The 15,621-nt window shown below is 71.4% G+C and carries 16 protein-coding genes; 4 read left to right on the top strand and 12 right to left on the bottom strand.

Annotation, left to right across the window (positions count from 1 at the left end):
* Positions 1-47 precede the first annotated feature (47 nt).
* From ACFULQ_RS45055 to afsQ1, 5 genes are all read right to left on the bottom strand, one after another.
* On the bottom strand, positions 48-248 hold the full coding sequence (locus tag ACFULQ_RS45055; RefSeq protein ID WP_037718826.1) for a PspC domain-containing protein: 201 nt from the start codon (positions 246-248) through the stop codon (positions 48-50).
* Between the two features lie 92 nt (positions 249-340).
* Positions 341-889, bottom strand: coding sequence for a VanZ family protein (locus ACFULQ_RS45050; RefSeq protein WP_383556439.1), 549 nt, complete (start codon positions 887-889; stop codon positions 341-343).
* 93 nt (positions 890-982) lie between these two features.
* Entirely contained in the window at positions 983-1,618 is a 636-nt protein-coding gene (locus ACFULQ_RS45045) for a hypothetical protein (protein WP_383556436.1), read from the bottom strand.
* Positions 1,618-3,195, bottom strand: coding sequence for an ATP-binding protein (locus ACFULQ_RS45040; RefSeq protein WP_383556434.1), 1,578 nt, complete (start codon positions 3,193-3,195; stop codon positions 1,618-1,620). Before ACFULQ_RS45040 ends, ACFULQ_RS45045 begins: the two co-directional genes overlap by 1 nt.
* Complete coding sequence (gene afsQ1, locus ACFULQ_RS45035; protein WP_020141253.1) at positions 3,192-3,869, bottom strand: two-component system response regulator AfsQ1; 678 nt, start codon at positions 3,867-3,869, stop codon at positions 3,192-3,194. The genes ACFULQ_RS45040 and afsQ1 overlap by 4 nt, the downstream gene beginning before the upstream one ends.
* A 230-nt stretch (positions 3,870-4,099) precedes the next feature.
* Here afsQ1 and ACFULQ_RS45030 point away from each other — a divergent pair, with 230 nt between their 5' ends.
* Positions 4,100-4,843 (top strand): SigE family RNA polymerase sigma factor, encoded by a 744-nt coding sequence (locus ACFULQ_RS45030; RefSeq protein WP_383556431.1) that lies wholly within the window; start codon positions 4,100-4,102, stop codon positions 4,841-4,843.
* 161 nt (positions 4,844-5,004) lie between these two features.
* Here the strand turns inward: ACFULQ_RS45030 and ACFULQ_RS45025 are convergent, their stop codons facing one another.
* A complete protein-coding gene (locus tag ACFULQ_RS45025; protein ID WP_383556430.1) occupies positions 5,005-5,337 on the bottom strand; it encodes a DUF6281 family protein in 333 nt (110 codons plus the stop codon).
* 59 nt (positions 5,338-5,396) lie between these two features.
* Positions 5,397-6,101, bottom strand: a complete 705-nt coding sequence (locus ACFULQ_RS45020) for a uridine kinase (RefSeq protein WP_383556427.1) — start codon at positions 6,099-6,101, stop codon at positions 5,397-5,399.
* Positions 6,102-6,161: 60 nt separating this feature from the next.
* Here ACFULQ_RS45020 and ACFULQ_RS45015 point away from each other — a divergent pair, with 60 nt between their 5' ends.
* Positions 6,162-6,563: a hypothetical protein gene (locus tag ACFULQ_RS45015; RefSeq protein ID WP_383556424.1), complete on the top strand. Its 402-nt coding sequence runs from the start codon at positions 6,162-6,164 to the stop codon at positions 6,561-6,563.
* A 116-nt stretch (positions 6,564-6,679) separates the two neighbouring features.
* On the opposite strand, the gene ACFULQ_RS45010 is transcribed toward ACFULQ_RS45015, so the two are convergent.
* From ACFULQ_RS45010 to deoC, 3 genes are read right to left on the bottom strand one after another with little or no spacing between them, the layout of a single operon-like run.
* Positions 6,680-7,567, bottom strand: coding sequence for an aldehyde dehydrogenase family protein (locus tag ACFULQ_RS45010; protein ID WP_383556421.1), 888 nt, complete (start codon positions 7,565-7,567; stop codon positions 6,680-6,682).
* On the bottom strand, positions 7,560-9,002 hold the full coding sequence (locus ACFULQ_RS45005) for an aldehyde dehydrogenase family protein (protein ID WP_383556419.1): 1,443 nt from the start codon (positions 9,000-9,002) through the stop codon (positions 7,560-7,562). The genes ACFULQ_RS45010 and ACFULQ_RS45005 overlap by 8 nt, the downstream gene beginning before the upstream one ends.
* Positions 9,003-9,007: 5 nt before the next feature.
* Positions 9,008-9,967, bottom strand: coding sequence for a deoxyribose-phosphate aldolase (gene deoC / locus ACFULQ_RS45000; RefSeq protein ID WP_383556444.1), 960 nt, complete (start codon positions 9,965-9,967; stop codon positions 9,008-9,010).
* Positions 9,968-10,084: 117 nt separating this feature from the next.
* On the opposite strand from deoC, the gene ACFULQ_RS44995 reads away from it, so the two are divergent.
* Complete coding sequence (locus ACFULQ_RS44995) at positions 10,085-10,744, top strand: PH domain-containing protein (RefSeq protein WP_383556416.1); 660 nt, start codon at positions 10,085-10,087, stop codon at positions 10,742-10,744.
* Between the two features lie 86 nt (positions 10,745-10,830).
* Here ACFULQ_RS44995 and ACFULQ_RS44990 read toward each other — a convergent pair whose 3' ends face one another.
* On the bottom strand, positions 10,831-11,991 hold the full coding sequence (locus tag ACFULQ_RS44990) for a hypothetical protein (protein ID WP_383556414.1): 1,161 nt from the start codon (positions 11,989-11,991) through the stop codon (positions 10,831-10,833).
* A 215-nt stretch (positions 11,992-12,206) separates the two neighbouring features.
* Between ACFULQ_RS44990 and ACFULQ_RS44985 the strand changes: the two genes are divergently transcribed.
* Complete coding sequence (locus ACFULQ_RS44985) at positions 12,207-13,778, top strand: purple acid phosphatase family protein (RefSeq protein WP_383556441.1); 1,572 nt, start codon at positions 12,207-12,209, stop codon at positions 13,776-13,778.
* Between the two features lie 60 nt (positions 13,779-13,838).
* Here ACFULQ_RS44985 and ACFULQ_RS44980 read toward each other — a convergent pair whose 3' ends face one another.
* Complete coding sequence (locus ACFULQ_RS44980) at positions 13,839-15,500, bottom strand: phospho-sugar mutase (RefSeq protein WP_383556411.1); 1,662 nt, start codon at positions 15,498-15,500, stop codon at positions 13,839-13,841.
* Positions 15,501-15,621 lie beyond the last annotated feature (121 nt).

Genomic DNA, 15,621 nt, shown 5'->3' with positions numbered 1-15,621 from the left:
CCCCTGGACTCGGGGTGCGCCCCACCGGCGTACGTGCGCACGGGGTGTTACCAGGCGGCCTGCGCCTTCTCCTCCGAGGGGAACAGGATCCACAGCGCGATGTAGAGCAGGAACTGCGGGCCCGGGAGCAGGCAGGAGACCAGGAAGATCACGCGCATGGTGGTCGCGGAGGTGCCGAAGCGCCGTGCCAGCGCGGCACACACTCCGCCGATCATGCGGCCGTTGGTGGGGCGGGCGAGGCGGGACATTGCGGCTCCTTCGCGAGCGTCGGGTGGGGGGTCCGAGTGACCCTCTCCATCTGCTGTCCACGCTACGGAGACGAAACACACAAAGCGTCGCTCTACGGTGCGATCCCGACCCTGGGAATCGTCGGGGTCCTACCCTGAGCCGGCTCCTCCTGGCGGACGGAGGGCCGCGGGCCGCGCCTTGTGCCGCGGCGGAGCCAGTGGCGGGCCGCCGGCACGACCGCGAGGTGCGCGAGCGCCACCCCCGCGGTGTTCAGGAGCAGCGAGTCGATGTCGACGACCTGGCCGGGGACACCGGTCTGGAGCAGCGCGATGCCCAGGGAGATCAGGGCGCCCGCGGCGGACGTACGGACCAGGGAGCCCAGCGTGGACGCCCAGAGCCTGCCGTGCGCCATCGGGATCAGGAAGCCGAGCGGGGCGAGCAGGGCGAGCCCCGCGCCGATCCGGCGGGCCGCCTCCTGCCAGCCGAGGGCGAGGTCGGCGCGGATGCCGGCCAGGGGGTGCAGGTTGGCGGGGACGACCCAGGGGACGTCCAGTGGCCGCAACGTGTACCAGGCGACGAACGCGAGGTGTGCGACGAGGAGGACACCTCCTGCCACACGGACGCGAAGGGCGGCATTGCCGCCGATGAAGCCTTGCTGCACGACCCCCTAGACGCCGCGCTCGGCACGATCGGTTCCGGAAGACCCCGAGGTACCTGGGTGAGGTCTGCGCCACACGTGGTGGTCGGACCCCCGTCAGCCGCCCGTCACCTCGCTCGACGGCGGCTGGTTGCTGCTCGGCTGGGAGCGGACCTTGTCCGTGCAGTCGTAGCGGCGCAGGGGGGCGGTGGTGGGGCCGCCGAGGATGACGGAGCCGTCGCCCTCGGCCGCGGCCGAGTCGGAGAACGTGCACACGAGCTGGGCGAGGGCGTAGGGGGAGAGCTCGGTGGGCGGGGTGCTCAGCCGGAGCGTGTCCTCGGGGTCCTTGGGGCGGGGTCCGCTGACGGTCGTGCCGCCGCGGACGTACGTCTGGTACCCGGCCTCCCGCTCGGCGGCCGACGGGGCCTCGGCGAGCTGGTCGAGGAGCCCCTGCGCGACCAGCACCCGCCGCTCGGAGTCCCTGGTGCCGTCCGGCACCCGTACGGTCCGGTCCACGGCCACCAGCGACGACCCGCACAGCAGGAACACCTGCACGGCCAGCCCCCCGGACGCCTGCGCCGCCCCCGACTCCGACAACGAACACCGCACCCGCGAGGGCGCGGGCCCGAAGTCGGTAGGCACCTCGGTCGACCGAATCCCACACCCGGCGGCCAGCACGGCGAGCAGCGCCAGCCCGACCGTCCGCCGCGCTCGGGACGCTCCCCCGACCCACCCCCGCCGCTGCGTGGTCATCACACGTCCCCCTTCGTCGCCCCGGCGTCGTCCTTCTTGACCTCTGTCAGCTGGTCCGCCAAGGACGACGCGTCGCGGGGGAGGTGGAGGGTGAACACGGCGCCGCCGTCGGGGGAGTTGGCCGCGGTGATCTCGCCGCCGTGGATGTGGGCGTTCTCCATGGCGATGGAGAGGCCGAGGCCGCTGCCCTCGGAGCGGGGGCGGGAGGCGCTGGCCTTGTAGAAGCGGTCGAAGACGTGCGGCAGGACGTCCTCGGGGATGCCGGGGCCGTGGTCCCGGACCCGGATGACCACCTCGTCGTCCGCGGCCCGCACGGCCACCCGCACCGGGGACCCGCCGTGCTTGAGCGCGTTGCCGATGAGGTTGGCCAGGATGACGTCCAGGCGCCGCGGGTCCAGGCGGGCGTGGATACCGCGCTCGGCGTCCAGCTCCACCGCGTCCAGCCACGCGCGCGCGTCGATGCACGCCGTGATCTGGTCGGCCACGTCGACGTCGTCGAGGACCAGCCGGGCCGTGCCCGCGTCGAAGCGGGTGACCTCCATCAGGTTCTCGACCAGGTCGTTGAGCCGGCGGGTCTCGCTGACCACCAGCCGGACCGCCGGTTCGATCATCGGGTCGATCGAGCCGGACTCCGCCTCCAGCTCCTCCTCCAGGATCTCCGTCACGGCGGTGATCGCGGTGAGCGGAGTCCGCAGCTCATGGCTCATGTCCGCCACGAAGCGGCGCGAGGCCTCGTCCCGGGCGGCCATGTCGTCGACCCGTTTCTCCAGCGCCTCGGCCGCGTAGTTGAACGTCCGTGACAGGTCCGCGAGTTCGTCGGTGCCCGACACCCGGAGCCGGGTGTCGAGCCGGCCCTCGCCGAGCCGCCGGGCGGCGACCCCGAGCCGGTGCACCGGCTTCAGTACGGTCGTGGCGGCGGCCTGCGCGAGCAGCGCGGAGCCGATCAGGGCGAGCCCGGTGGCGATCCCCAGCGACCAGGCCAGGGAGTTGAGGTCCTTGGCCTCCGGCTCCAGGGACTTGAGCATGTAGCCGGTCGGACCACCGCCGATCACCCGCGTACCGGCGACCAGATACGGCGTGTCATGGTCGACGATCCGCTGCCAGTACAGGTGGTAGGCGTATTTGTTGGCGGAGTCGACCGTCTGCTTCTCGTTCACCGCCTCGCGCAGCGACACCGGCACGTCCTGGAGCGTGAAGCCGTCCAGCGCGCCCGAATTGCCGTACACCGTCTTGCCGTTCACGTCGTCGGCGACCAGCAGCACGCTGAAGCGCTGGCTGCTGCCCGCCATCTGCCCCGCCGCCTGCTGGAGTTCGTCCTGCGTGGGGTCCGCGGGCAGCGCGCCCGCGCGGTTCTGCATCTCCTGCTGGAAGTCCCGCAGCACCGCGTCCTGGGCGCGGGTGAGCACCGCCTCGCGGTTGAGCCAGTAGGCGATCCCGGACGCGGAGACCGCCGCGGTCAGCGCCACCAGCCCGAACACCACGACGAGCCGCAGCCGCAGACTGGTGAAACGCAGCCGTGACCAGGCACCCTTACGAGCCGCGAACCAGCCGCGGAGCCCCCCTTGCGCTTCGGTCACTGAGGCGTGTCCAGCCGGTAGCCCACGCCCCGCACGGTCCGGATCAGCGTCGGGGACGACGGCACATCCTCGACCTTGGCGCGCAGCCGCTGCACACAGGCGTCCACCAGGCGCGAGTCACCGAGGTAGTCGTGCTCCCACACCAGCCGCAGCAACTGCTGCCGGGACAGCGCCTGTCCGGGCCGCCGGCTCAGCTCCAGGAGCAGCCGCAGCTCGGTGGGCGTGAGCTGGAGGTCCTCGCCGTTCTTCGTGACGGTCATGGCCGCACGGTCGATGACCAGGGACCCGAAGCTCGCCGCGTCGGTCGACTCGCGTTCGCCGCGGCGCAGCACGGCCCGGATCCGGGCGTCGAGGACCCGCCCCTGGATCGGCTTGACCACGTAGTCGTCGGCGCCGGACTCCAGCCCGACCACCACGTCGATGTCGTCGCTGCGGGCGGTCAGCAGGATGATCGGCAGCTGGTCGGTGCGCCGGATGCGCCGGCACACCTCGAACCCGTCGATGCCGGGCAGCATCACGTCCAGCACGATCAGGTCCGGCCGCTGCTCACGCAGCAGCTTCAGGCCGTCCTCACCGGTGGCAGCGGTGGCAACCCGGTGACCCTGGCGCGTGAGGCTCAGCTCCAGGGCCGTACGGATGGCGTCGTCGTCCTCGATCAGCAACAGGGAAGGCACGGGCTCATTCTGGCCCATGGCACGGTCGGGTATCGACACCTGTACACCTGCGTGCGCATACCGCTGCTCTCTGTGCCCGTCCTGTGCGATTCCTGCGACGGGGCCCTGTGACAGGTCTGTGACAGTCGGCGGACACGGCCATGAAGGTGCGAGGGCAAGCTTCTCGGCACGGGCAAGGAAGTACCGCCCGGAACGACCGAACACCGGAAGTCCACGACGGGGGGCGCGAGATGAACACGCTGCACAGCAACAGCACTGGCGCAGTGATCACGCGTCTCCACGACGTGAACGGGGGCCGGGGTTCAGAGAAGTCCGGTGCCGCAAGCGGGCGGGGGTGCGCTCGCGGCACCGGGCGTCAGCACACGACGTACATGTCGGTGGTTGACACCTTCACGGGGGAAGCGCACGGGGGATCGTCGTACAGGGAGGACACGGGGGAGCGTCGTTCGCTGTCGGAGGCGGAGTTCACCGCCTACGTCCAGGAGCGCCGCGCCTCCCTGTACGCCACCGCCTACCACCTGACCGGTGACCGCTTCGAGGCCGAGGACCTGCTCCAGAGCGCGCTGTTCTCGACGTACAAGGCGTGGGACCGGATCAGCGACAAGGCCGCGGTCGGGGGCTACCTCCGCCGCACCATGACGAACCTGCACATCAGCGCGTGGCGCCGCCGCAAGCTGAACGAGTACCCGACCGAGGAACTGCCGGAGACGCCCGGCGACACGGACGCGATGCGCGGCACCGAACTGCGCGCGGTCCTGTGGCAGGCGCTCGCCCGGCTCCCCGAACTCCAGCGCACGATGCTGGTCCTGCGTTACTACGAGGGCCGCACCGACCCGGAGATCGCGGAGATCCTCGACATCAGTGTCGGCACGGTGAAGTCCAGCATCTGGCGGTCGCTCCGCCGGCTGCGCGAGGACGAGGTCCTCAGCTTCGGCCGTGACGAGGAGAACGCCTTCGGGGAGCTCGTCGCCTGAGGGTTCGGGGGGAAGCACCACCATCGGGGGAGAGCACCACAACTGGGGGGACCGGGTATCGGCTGGGGGGCCGGTACCCGGGCGGGGGACAGCGGGGAAGCACCGAGGAAGCGGGACTGGAGGGCCGGGGGGTCCGTCCAGTCCCGCTTCTTCGTGCGCGCTCAGCCGACCTCCATCAGCCTCGCCCCGGCGGCCGTGTCACCGACCGCGATGGCCTCGGCGGGCTTGCGCCCCTCGACGGCGTACGCGCCGGTCGTGCCGTGCGGGATCGCCACCTCGGAGTCGCCCGGGGTGTCGTCGCACTCCGGGATCTCGGCGGTACCCAGCCGCTCGCCCACGGTGAAGGCGATCTCTCCGGCGGGCAGATAGACACGGTTCCCGTACCGCACCGCACCCGCACAGGAGGAGGCTGCCTGACCGTGCTCTTCGGCCGGTCCGCAGCCGGCGACGGCCGCGAGGAGGACGAACGCGAGGACCCGCAGGGCAGTTGTCATCGGCTTCCTTTCCGAGGGACCGTTTTCCGGTCCTACGACGGAGAAGGCGCCGCTTGCGTTCAGACCGCCGGAGTCGCCGCCGGGCGGGGGTCCGCCGCCGCTGCGGTGAGACGGGCCAGGGCCTCGTCCTTGTCGCAGGGGTGGGCGCCGAGGGCGCTCTGGCGGGCGACGATCGAGCGCTCCAGCCGCATCAGCCGCCAGCCGCGCCGCAGGAGGAAGGGGACCGACTTGCGGCCCTCCCGGAGGTCGCGCAGGAAGCGGCGGCGGAAGGTGCGCACCGGGCCCCGGCTCAGACACAGTGCGTCGGCCAGCACGCCGAGCTCCCGGCAGCGCGTGACGATCTCGGCGGCGAAGACGCCCTCCGCGATGAACAGCGGGGTGCGGCCCATCTCGACCGCTTTCTCGCCGGTGCGGGCGCTCAGCGAGATGTCGTAGACGGGGATTCGTGTACGGCCCGTGCGGCACAGGTCCATGATCGCCGCCACCGCGGTGTCCGCGTCCCAGGACCCGGGGTGGTCCCAGTCGATGTCGGAGCTCCCCGCCACCAGCGGCAGCGTGGGGTCGGTGCCCTCCTTGTAGAAGTCGTCGAGCCTGAGGACCGGAAGTCCGGACCGGGCCGAGAGGAGGGACTTGCCGGAGCCGGAGGGGCCGCAGAGCAGCACGACTCGCGTCGGTATGGGCGGTTGGGAGCTCACGGGACACCAGTGTGAGGCATTCACCTGCTGTTCATCGACCCCGCGGGTCGGCTTTGAAGCGTGCGTCACACTTCAACTACCCTTCGTGCCGACTTGATTACCCGCCGTACGGAGAAGGTGGCAGCAACGATGGCCCGATATGAGAACCCGACCGCCCAGCGGGCGCTGGTGGCCCTGGCGACCGCGGGAGTGGCGCTCGGCGCCGGCGCGGGTGTGGCGTCCGCCGCGAGTGGCGAGCCCGTCGTCGACGTGGTCCGGACCCGGCCGACCTCGCTGGGCAAGATCGACCCGCAGTCCGGGCTCCAGGGCCTCACGTCGACGGTCGGCTACGTCACCGGGCCGGTGGCCGGGCTCAAGCCGAACCCCCTGGCGGGCACGGGCGTCGACCCGCTGGACAACGGGGTCGGCACACAGCTCGCCGACTTCCAGCCGCTGGCCACGCAGGCACTCACCGGGCCGGTGGCCCAGGCGCAGTCGATCGGGTCGTTGCCGGTGGTGGGGCAGGTGGCGGGGCTGCTCGGCAACGGGTGACGTTCGTTGGGGGCGGGCGGCGTCGGGGAGCTACGGGCCGTTGCCGGGTGCGGGTGCGTCCTGGCTGGTCGCGCAGTTCCCCGCGCCCCTGAAGACGCGGCCTGCGGCCGCTGTCTTCAGTACGCCGAACCCGACGCGCCCAGTGAACCCGTCGGATGCCAGACCGTCTTCGTCTCCAGGAAGGCCGTCAGGCGGTCGATGCCCGGAGGTTCCGTCCAGTTGTCCACAGGCTGTGGACGCAGGACCCGCTTCAGGTTGTCCGCCGCGGCGATCTCCAGTTCCTTCGCCAGTACGTCGTCGGCGCCGGCCAGGTCGATCGCGTTGACGTCCTGGTGGGAGGCCAGCGGCGGCGCGATCTCCGCCGTACGGCCGGACAGGATGTTCACGACACCGCCGGGGACGTCCGAGGTGGCCAGGACCTCGCCCAGGGACAGGGCGGGGAGCGGGGACTTCTCGCTCGCGATCACGATCGCCGTGTTGCCGGTCGCGATGACCGGGGCGACGACCGAGACCAGGCCCAGGAAGGACGACTCCTGGGGGGCGAGGACCGTCACGACTCCCGTCGGCTCCGGGCTCGACAGGTTGAAGTACGGGCCCGCCACCGGGTTCGCGCCGCCGATCACCTGGGCGATCTTGTCGGTCCAGCCCGCGTACCAGACCCAGCGGTCGATCGTCGCGTCGACCTGGTCGGCCGCCTTGGACTTCGACAGGCCCTCCGCCTCGGCCACCTCGCGCACGAACTGTGCCTTGCGGCCCTCCAGCATCTCGGCGACGCGGTACAGGATCTGACCGCGGTTGTACGCCGTCGCGCCCGCCCAGCCGCCGAACGCCTTGCGCGCGGCGACCACCGCGTCACGGGCGTCCTTGCGGGACGAAAGGGGCGCGTTCGCCAGCCAGTTGCCCTTTGCGTCGGTCACCTCGTACACCCGGCCGCTCTCGGAACGCGGGAACTTCCCGCCGACGTACAGCTTGTAGGTCTTGAAGACACTCAAACGGTCAGACATCGAGGTATGCCTCCAGGCCGTGGCGACCGCCCTCGCGGCCGAAGCCCGACTCCTTGTAGCCGCCGAAGGGCGAGGTCGGGTCGAACTTGTTGAACGTGTTGGACCAGACGACCCCGGCCCGGAGCTTGTTCGCGACCGCCAGGATGCGCGAGCCCTTCTCGGTCCAGATGCCCGCCGACAGGCCGTACTGGGTGTTGTTCGCCTTGGCGACCGCCTCGTCGGGCGTACGGAAGGTCAGGACCGACAGCACCGGGCCGAAGATCTCGTCCCGCGCGATGGTGTGCGCCTGGGTGACGTTGGTGAAGAGCGTCGGGGCGAACCAGTAGCCAGAGGACGGGAGTTCGCACTCCGGGGACCAGGGCTCGGCGCCCTCGGCCGCCCCCTGGTCGACGAGTGAGGTGATCCGCGCGAGCTGCTCGGCGGAGTTGATCGCGCCGATGTCGGTGTTCTTGTCGAGCGGGTCGCCGAGTCGGAGGGTGGACAGGCGGCGCTTGAGGGAGTCAAGCAGCTCGTCCTGGATCGACTCCTGGACCAGCAGGCGCGAGCCCGCGCAGCAGACCTGGCCCTGGTTGAAGAAGATGCCGTTGACGATGCCTTCCACGGCCTGGTCGATCGGGGCGTCGTCGAAGACGATGTTGGCGCCCTTGCCGCCCAGTTCGAGGGTGAGCTTCTTGCGGGAGCCCGCGACCGTGCGCGCGATCTCCTTGCCGACGGCCGTCGAGCCGGTGAAGGCGACCTTGTTGACGTCCGGGTGCGCGACGAGGGTGGCGCCCGTCTCGCCGTAGCCCGGAAGGATGTTGACGACACCCTTGGGCAGGCCCGCCTGGCGGCAGATGTCCGCGAAGAAGAGCGCGGAGAGGGGGGTCGTCTCGGCGGGCTTGAGGACGACGGTGTTGCCGGTCGCCAGCGCCGGGGCGATCTTCCACGCCAGCATCAGCAGCGGGAAGTTCCACGGGATGACCTGGCCGGCCACGCCGAGCGGCTTCGGCGACGAGCCGAATCCCGCGTGCTCCAGCTTGTCGGCCCAGCCCGCGTAGTAGAAGAAGTGCGCGGCGACCAGGGGCAGGTCGGCGTCGCGGGTCTCCTTGATGGGCTTGCCGTTGTCCAGGGTCTCCAGGACGGCCAGTTCGCGCGAGCGCTCCTGGATGATCCGGGCGATGCGGAACAGGTACTTGGCACGCTCGGAGCCGGGCAGCGCCGACCACTTCTCGAAGGCCCTGCGGGCGGCCGCCACCGCGCGGTCGACGTCCGCCTCGCCCGCCTGGGCGATCTCGGACAGGACCTCCTCGGTGGACGGCGAGACGGTCTTGAAGACCTTGCCGTCGGCCGCCTCCACGAACTCGCCGTCGATGAACAGGCCGTAGGAGGGGGCGATGTCGACGACCGAGCGGGACTCGGGCGCCGGTGCGTACTCGAATGCGGATGCGGATGCCATGGTGATCAGTCCACCGTCACGTAGTCGGGGCCGGAGTAGCGGCCGGTGGCCAGCTTCTGACGCTGCATCAGCAGGTCGTTCAGGAGCGAGGAGGCGCCGAAGCGGAACCAGTGGTTGTCCAGCCAGTCCTCGCCGGCGGTCTCGTTGACCAGTACGAGAAACTTGATCGCGTCCTTCGAGGTACGGATGCCGCCGGCCGGCTTCACACCCACCTGGACGCCGGTCTGCGCACGGAAGTCGCGCACCGCCTCCAGCATCAGCAGGGTGTTGGCGGGAGTGGCGTTCACCGCGACCTTGCCGGTGGACGTCTTGATGAAGTCCGCGCCGGCCAGCATGCCGAGCCAGCTCGCGCGGCGGATGTTGTCGTACGTCGACAGCTCGCCGGTTTCGAAGATGACCTTGAGCCGGGCGTCGGTCCCGCAGGTCTCGCGCACGGCGACGATCTCGTCGTACACCTTCAGGTAGTTCCCCGCGAGGAACGCCCCGCGGTCGATGACCATGTCGACCTCGTCCGCGCCGGCCGCCACGGCGTCGCGCACGTCGGCCAGCTTCACGGGCAGGGCGGCGCGGCCGGCCGGGAAGGCGGTGGCCACGGAGGCGACCTTCACACCGGAACCGGCGACGGCCTCCTTGGCGACGGCCACCATGTCGGGATAGACGCAGACCGCGGCCGTGGCGGGGGTCGTGCGGTCGGTCGGGTCGGGGCGGACCGCCTTGGCGCCGAGCGCCCGGACCTTGCCCGGGGTGTCCGCGCCTTCCAGCGTCGTCAGGTCGACCATCGAGATGGCGAGGTCGATGGCGTACGCCTTCGCGGTCGTCTTGATGGAACGGGTACCGAGCGAGGCGGCACGCGCCTCCAGACCGACGGCGTCCACGCCGGGCAGCCCGTGAAGGAACCGGCGCAGCGTGCTGTCGGACGCGGTCACGTCCGTGAGCGGGTGTGCGGCTGATGCAGTGGTGGGCATGGTCACCAGACGAGCATATCTACGCGCGTAGCGGCTGTACAGGGGGTCGGGTCACCCAGGTGGCACGCGAGCGGGGCCGCACGAACGCTCTTACCGGCGGCGCTTAGGATCGCGAGCATGACGTCCGCACCCCCGGAATCCAGGGACCGCATCTACCGCTCACCCATGGCGCTGATCGGCGGCTTCCTCCTTCTCGTCATCATCGGCTGGCTCGGCTTCGACGCGGTCGCCTCCGGCAGCGGCAGCACGCCGTGGCTCGCCCTCGCCGCGATGCTCCTCGTCGTGCCGCTGGTGATCGCCTTCACCCTCCGGCCGGCCGTCTACGCCAACCATGACCGGCTGCGCATCCGCAACCCGTTCCGGGTGATCGTGCTGCCCTGGGGCGAGGTCGAGACGTTGCGCTCCGGGTTCTCTAACGAGGTGCTCACCAAGTCCGGCACGAAGTACCAGCTGTGGGCGATTCCGGTCTCGCTGCGCGGCCGCAAGAAGGCTGCGCGGCAGAACGCCCGGCAGGAGTCCGGGCGGGGGCCGAGCCGGGGGCTGGGGCTGTTCGGTGGGGGGATGCAGGCGGACGGCTTCGGTGGTCGTACGCCGGTTCCTGAGGGGCCCACCCGGGCTGAGACCGACCAGATCATGGACGATCTGGGGGATCTGCTGGAGGCTCGGGGGCGGGCGAAGACCTCCCAGGGGGAGGTTTCCGTGCGGTGGGCTTACGAGATCGTGGGGCCTGCGGTGGCGGGGGCGGTGCTGCTTTTGATTCTGGTGGCGGTTGGGTGACGCGGTCTGGGGTGCCACGGGGGGTTGTGTGGCGGGTGCGGGTCCGATGTGGCTGGTCGCGCAGTTCCCCGCGCCCCTGAAAAACCTCACGGCGGGCCTGTGTACACCAACGCCATGTAGGCGCCCCAGTACGCCGAGCTCAGTACTGCCGCGGTCAGCGTGAGTCTGCGACAGCGCGGCGCAGCCCTTGTCAGGCGCACGGCGATCGGGAGCAGTAGGGGGAACGCCGGGAGCAGGTAGCGGGCTCGGGGGAAGTAGACGCCGCCGCTGGTCAGGACGATCAGTAGGGTCGCTGCTGTGAAGGTCAGCAGCGGGAGGGGCTGGCGGTCTCGGGTCGACAGGGCCCACAGGGCTGTGGACGCCAGCAGGGTTGCCGTCACCAGGAGCAGGAACAGTTCCGGTGTCGGGTCGTACAGCAGCAGGCTTCTGAAGTGCCGCAGGGTCTCCAGGCCGCCGTCCAACTCGTTGCGCCAGGTGCGCTGTACGGCGAAGTAGCCGTCCCAGCGGTGCAGGCGCAGGCCCACCCAGCCGACGTACGCGCACCAGCCGAGCGGGGCCAGGACGGCCGCCAGGAGGGCGCGGGGGCGGCGCCAGGAGAGCACGCAGGTCAGGGTGACGGCGGCGGCCACCGCGATGCCCGTCGGGCGGGTCAGTCCGGCCAGGATCGCCAGGCACGCCGCGGTGAGGGGACGGTCGGTGAGCAGGGCGTACAGGGTCCAGGCCGCGAGTGCCGTGAACAGGGACTCCGTGTAGCCCATCCACTGGACCAGGCCGACCGGGAGCGCTGCCCACAGGACGGTCAGCAGGACGCCCACGCGGGGGCCGTGGAGGCGATTGCCGACCGCGAAGACGCCCCAGGCCGCGAGCAGGGAGGCGGCGACGGCCAGGCACAGGCCCGTGGTGGCCCGGGTGCCCGGGGTGACGGCGGCGACGGCCTTGACCAGGACCGGGTAGAGGGGGAAGAAGACCAGGTTGTTGCCGCCGTCCATGCCGCCGAGCACATGGGCGTAGCCATGGTCGGCGATGCCGAGGTAGTACTCGGCGTCCCACTGGGTCGCCAGGACCGGCCAGACGCCGTGGTGCTGTCGGTGCGCCCAGAGGGTGAGGACCGCGAGGCCGAGGGCGCGTACGCCGAGGTAGGCGAGGAGGGCCTGCGCTAGGGCCGGGACGCGGTGGCGGGGGGCGCCCGGGGCGGTGGCCCCTCGGTTCGCTCGGCTCGGGGTCGGCCGGAGGGCGGTCGAGGACACGGTGGCGGGTCTCCAGGACTGGCTCGGGGGCGCTTCCCGTCCACCGTTGCCCGGGGGGTGGGGCCGGACGCGGAACCAAGGTCAACATCCGTCTCTAAATCACCCGATGGGGTGCTACGGACCCGTACATGGGTCAACGCAGAGGTTCAGTCCAATCGCCATTCACCGGCCGCTGTCAGCCTCCGGCCATGAACGCACCCCTGAACACCCCGCGCATGGGCATCCCCGCCCGGCTCGCGGACACCCTGAGCATGCCGGAGCGGCACGAGCACCTCCGGCGGTCCCTGTCCCGGCGCGGTCTCCTCGCGGCGACCGCCGTCGCCGGAGCAGCCGGAACCGCCGGTCTCGTCGCGAGCGGCACGGCGCGGGCCGCCACCCCCGACCTCGTCACCCGCCCGGCCACCGAGCACGTCGACGGCGCGCTCGTGGCGCCGTTCGGCCGGCACCTCGCGTACGGCGCCGACCCGCGCACCCAGATGCGGGTGTCCTGGCAGGTCCCACTGCCCGTCCGCGCCCCCTTCCTGCGGATCGGGCTCAGCCCGCTCGACCTCGGCCACAAGGTCCCCGCCGAGGTGCGGGACCTGTTCACCCCGGCCGGGGTCGGCAAGAGCGCCGACATCGACCAGTACTACGTGCACGCGGCCCTGGACAACCTGCGGCCCGGGACGACGTACTACTACGGGGTCGGGCACGACGGCTTCGACCCGGCCCGCCCCGGTGCCGCGCACACCGTCTACTCCTTCACCACCGCCCCGGACGCGCACAGCCGGCGGCCCTTCGCCTTCACGGCCTTCGGTGACCAGAACCCCAGCTACACCGCCATCGGCCTCAACGCCCTCGTGCAGGCCCAGAACCCGGCCTTCCATCTGCACGCCGGGGACATCTGCTACGCCGAGGAGGCCGGGCACGGGCTGCCCGCCGACAGCAGCAACTACGACGCCCGGCAGTGGGACCAGTTCCTCGCCCAGATCGAACCGACGGCGAGCCGGGTGCCGTGGATGGTGGCGTTCGGCAACCACGACATGGAGGCCTGGTACTCGCCCAACGGCTACGGCGGCAACGAGGCCCGCTTCACGCTCCCCGGCAACGGCTTCGACCCGGAGAAGGCGCCGGGTGTGTACTCGTTCGTGCACGGGAACGTGGCCGTCGTCTCGGTCGACGCCAATGACGTGTCGTACGAGATCCCCGCGAACCGCGGTTACACGGACGGGAAGCAGACCGCGTGGCTGGACCGGCGGCTGGGGGAGCTGCGGAGGACTCCCGGGATCGACTTCATCGTGGTGTTCCATCACCACTGTGCCTACTCCACCACCAGCTCGCACGCCTCCGAGGGCGGGGTGCGGGAGCAGTGGGTGCCGCTGTACGAGAAGCACCAGGTGGATCTCGTGGTCAACGGGCACAACCACGTGTACGAGCGCACGGATCCGGTGGTGCGGGACAAGGCCGTGCGGGAGCTGCCCATCGGGGGGACGCATGAGCCGGCCCGGGGTGGTGTCGTCTACGTGACCGCGGGCGCGGGTGGGGAGAGCGTCTACAGCTTTCCCGTGGCCGACAGCTACGAGGGGCAGGAGGACGAGGTCGGGGCGGTGCCGACGTACTTCACGGGTGCGGGGGGCAAGGTCACCGAGAGCGTGGACTGGTCGCGGGTGCGGTACACCGGGTACTCGTTCATCCGCGTCGACGTGGAGCCGGCGCGGGCGGGGCGGACGGCGACGCTGACCGTGCGGGCGCTGGCGGCGACGGGGGCGGAGGTGGACCGGTTCACGGTGGCGCGCACCGCGCGTTGAGGACGTGGGTGAGGGGCGGCCCGGACGGGGGCCGCCCCTCGGTTCGGGTGCCGGGCGGCGTCAGATTCCGGCTGCCGCCGACAGGTCCCGCTTGATGGCGGCCAGGAGGTCGGTCGCCCTGGTGCGGGCCGTCGGGAGGTCCGCGTGGCCGGCCACCGGGATCACCACCTCCAGGTAGCACTTGAGCTTCGGCTCGGTGCCGCTCGGGCGGACGACGACCCGGGCGCCGGTGAGGGTGTAGCGCAGGCCGTCGGTGGGCGGGAGCCGGTCCGTGCCGCGGGTGAGATCCTCCGCGTTGGTGACGGGCAGGCCCGCGAGCTCGGTCGGCGGGTGCTCGCGGAGCCGCTCCATCGCCCTGGCGATGATCGACAGGTCCTCCACCCGGACCGCGAGCTGGTCCGTGGCGTGCAGACCGTGGTCCACGGCGATGTCGTCGAGCAGGTCGGTCAGCGTGCGGTTCCGCTCCTTCAGCTCGGAGGCGAGCTCCGTGATGAGGAGGGCCGCGGTGATGCCGTCCTTGTCCCTGACGCCCTCGGGGTCCACGCAGTAGCCGAGGGCCTCCTCGTAGCCGTAGCGCAGGCCCTCCACGCGGGCGATCCACTTGAAGCCGGTGAGGGTCTCCTCGTAGGGGAGGCCCGCCTTCTCGGCGATCCGGCCGAGGAGGGAGGACGAGACGATCGACTCGGCGAAGGTGCCCTGTGCTCCGCGGGTCACCAGGTGGGTGGCGAGGAGGGAGCCGACCTCGTCGCCGCTCAGCATGCGCCAGGTGCGGTTGTCCTTGGTGCCGTTGTCCTCGGTGCGGTTGTCCTTGACGGCCACGGCGCAGCGGTCGGCGTCGGGGTCGTTCGCGATGATCAGGTCGGGGTCGGTCTCGCGGGCCTTCGCGAAGGCCAGGTCCATGGCGCCGGGCTCTTCCGGGTTGGGGAAGGCGACGGTCGGGAAGTCGGGGTCCGGGTCGGCCTGTTCCGCGACCAGGTCGGGGGTCGGGAAGCCCGCACGGGCGAAGGCGGCGAGGAGGGTGTCCTTGCCGACGCCGTGCATCGCCGTGTAGACGGTACGGGCGGTGCGGGGGGAGCCGGCGGCGAGGACGGCGTCGGTGCGGGCGAGGTAGGCGTCGAGGACCGCGTCGTCGAGGGTCTCCCAGCCGGAGTCGGGGCGGGGGACGTTATGGAGGGACCCGATCGCCTCGATCTCCGCGGCGATCTCCGCGTCGGCGGGCGGGACGATCTGGGAGCCGTCGCCGAGGTAGACCTTGTAGCCGTTGTCGCGGGGCGGGTTGTGGCTGGCGGTGACCTCCACGCCGGCGACCGCGCCCAGGTGCCTTATGGCGTACGCCAGGACGGGGGTGGGGAGGGGGCGGGGGAGGACGGCCGCGGTGAGGCCGGCGCCGGTCATGACGGCGGCGGTGTCCCGCGCGAAGTCCTTCGACTTGTGGCGGGCGTCGTAGCCGATGACGACCAGGCCGCCTTCGTGGCCGTGCTTCTTGAGGTACGCGGCGAGGCCGGCGGCGGCTCGGATGACGACCGTGCGGTTCATGCGCATGGGGCCCGCGCCGAGTTCGCCTCGCAGGCCGGCGGTGCCGAACTGGAGGGTGCCGCTGAAGCGGGCTTCGAGTTCCTTGACGTCTTGGGCCTCGATGAGCCGGGCGAGCTCTTCGCGGGTGTCGGGGTCGGGGTCCTCGGTGAGCCAGGTGTGGGCGCGGGCTGTGATGTCGTCCTGCACGGTTGCCTCCGGCGGTGGGGCGGTTGTTTGTCTGCGGGGTGGGTGGGGGCGGGCGGTTTTGCGCAGTTGCGGCGGCCTGTTGCGGTTCGGTGGGGGTGTGAGGGTTCGGGTGCGGGTTCGG

Source organism: Streptomyces sp. NPDC057253 (assembly GCF_042669125.1).
In the GTDB taxonomy this organism is placed as follows: Bacteria; Actinomycetota; Actinomycetes; order Streptomycetales; family Streptomycetaceae; genus Streptomyces.
Note: the sequence above shows the minus strand (reverse complement) of the source record. Positions and strands in the feature narration are given on the sequence as shown.

What these genes read in the sequence shown, in the direction of transcription:
- ACFULQ_RS45055 (WP_037718826.1), bottom strand. Translation starts at nt 248, where the DNA reads ATGTCCCGCCTCGCCCGCCCCACCAACGGCCGCATGATCGGCGGAGTG.
- ACFULQ_RS45045 (WP_383556436.1), bottom strand. Translation starts at nt 1,618, where the DNA reads ATGACCACGCAGCGGCGGGGGTGGGTCGGGGGAGCGTCCCGAGCGCGG.
- ACFULQ_RS45030 (WP_383556431.1), top strand. Translation starts at nt 4,100, where the DNA reads ATGAACACGCTGCACAGCAACAGCACTGGCGCAGTGATCACGCGTCTC.
- ACFULQ_RS45025 (WP_383556430.1), bottom strand. Translation starts at nt 5,337, where the DNA reads ATGACAACTGCCCTGCGGGTCCTCGCGTTCGTCCTCCTCGCGGCCGTC.
- ACFULQ_RS45015 (WP_383556424.1), top strand. Translation starts at nt 6,162, where the DNA reads ATGGCCCGATATGAGAACCCGACCGCCCAGCGGGCGCTGGTGGCCCTG.
- ACFULQ_RS45010 (WP_383556421.1), bottom strand. Translation starts at nt 7,567, where the DNA reads ATGTCTGACCGTTTGAGTGTCTTCAAGACCTACAAGCTGTACGTCGGC.
- ACFULQ_RS45005 (WP_383556419.1), bottom strand. Translation starts at nt 9,002, where the DNA reads ATGGCATCCGCATCCGCATTCGAGTACGCACCGGCGCCCGAGTCCCGC.
- deoC (WP_383556444.1), bottom strand. Translation starts at nt 9,967, where the DNA reads ATGCCCACCACTGCATCAGCCGCACACCCGCTCACGGACGTGACCGCG.
- ACFULQ_RS44995 (WP_383556416.1), top strand. Translation starts at nt 10,085, where the DNA reads ATGACGTCCGCACCCCCGGAATCCAGGGACCGCATCTACCGCTCACCC.
- ACFULQ_RS44985 (WP_383556441.1), top strand. Translation starts at nt 12,207, where the DNA reads ATGGGCATCCCCGCCCGGCTCGCGGACACCCTGAGCATGCCGGAGCGG.